This window comes from Streptomyces sp. NPDC001902, assembly GCF_042891295.1.
Lineage (GTDB): Bacteria > Actinomycetota > Actinomycetes > Streptomycetales > Streptomycetaceae > Actinacidiphila.
The window spans coordinates 1-1392 of the sequence record NZ_JBIATA010000067.1 but is presented as its reverse complement, the minus strand read 5'-3'; the positions used below and the strand labels follow the sequence as shown (position 1 = coordinate 1392).

1 protein-coding gene is annotated in these 1392 nt (G+C 67.1%); it reads right to left on the bottom strand.

Annotated features, from left to right (window positions below; genetic code table 11):
• Positions 1 to 258 precede the first annotated feature (258 nt).
• On the bottom strand, positions 259 to 897 hold the full coding sequence (locus tag ACFYYN_RS43380; protein ID WP_500550204.1) for a hypothetical protein: 639 nt from the start codon (positions 895 to 897) through the stop codon (positions 259 to 261).
• Between the last annotated feature and the right edge of the window lie 495 nt (positions 898 to 1392).

Below are 1392 nucleotides of genomic sequence, written 5' to 3'. Positions count from 1 at the left end.
CGCGCCCCGCCATGGACGGCACTCCTTTCCAGGCCGCACTCCAGGTGAAGCCCGACACCCTGATGCAAGAAGTGAGGCGAAAGGTTGCACGGCCCATCGTGCCTGCGGCGGTCAGTTCTCCCGTCGTGGTGCGGCAGGATCGTCACCGTGCATGAGCGTCACCGGTGAGGGGCCTGTCACCAGCAGGGCAAAAGCACCAGCTGCCCCCGGTACCCTCGCTCCCCGGAGAGGTCGGACAGCGGCTGCTCCAGGCACGGCCTACTCCGGTGCGCGATAGGCGGCGGCCAGGTAGTCACCGACGTTGTCCGAGGCGACCAAGACGATCCGCCCGTCCTTCAGCCGTATCCCGAAGCACTTGTCCACCTTGCCCTTCGCGATGAAGTTCAGCTCCGGCACGGAGTAGCGGCCGACGATCTTCCCCGTCGCGGGATCCTGAACGGTGAAGGAGTTGTACTTGTGCCCCTTCTTCCGCCATTCCTGGATCGGTTGCCGCGTCACGCCCGGTTCTCTCGCCACGAACTTCTGACCGTCACCGCCTCCCATGGGGTTCAGATCCGTGCCGGTACGCGCGTCGTACGTGGACCCGTCGACGAGGCCCCGGTCCTGTGAGTCCAGTGCCCTTGACGCACTTGGCGGGTAGTCCAGCTGCCGGAAGTACATGCTGTGGCCGTCCGACAACCGGATGGCCTCGAGCGACATGTTCGAGACGCGGACGATCCGGTCGTCCATCACCCAGACGGCATGCACGTAGTCGTAGTCCCCCACGTACCCCGTCGGCACGTCCCAGAGCTTCCTCAGGATCGGCCCGTGCCCGCCGTTGGCGTTGTCGGGGTTGCCCTCGCTCGCACAACCGGAGAGCGCCGGCCCCCCGAGGAGACCCAACGCGACGACCCCCACGGCACAACTGGATCTGCGGAGCCTCCGGGGGCCGGACCGGCGGATGGATCGGACGGCGCGCACGAAATCAGCCCCCATGAGACGGACGACAGATCCGCACAGCCTAAAGGTTGTCCCCGTACGGGGTGGGAGTCACCCGGTGAGGGCGAGGTCGTGCAGGCGGGCGATGCCGAGCACGGCCCCGTGCCGGCCCGTCGTTCTCGGAGAAGGACCATGTCCAGGCGTTCCACCTGCACTCGGAGTTCGGTGGCGGCCCGCGGCGAAAGGAGGAGCAGGGCCTCGTGCAGCTCGTCCCGGGCCCAGCCCTCGCCACAACAGCGGCACGTGAACTCGGCTTCCCAACGCCGCCACCGGCGCTTGGTGCCGTGAACCGGCCCGTTCGACACCCGGTCCGAACGCTCCTAGATGATCGATTCCAAGGGTTTGGGCCCGTAGACGAGGCGAGGGTGTCCAGTCTCAGTGTGTGACGACCGAGATAGACACCCTCGCTACCGC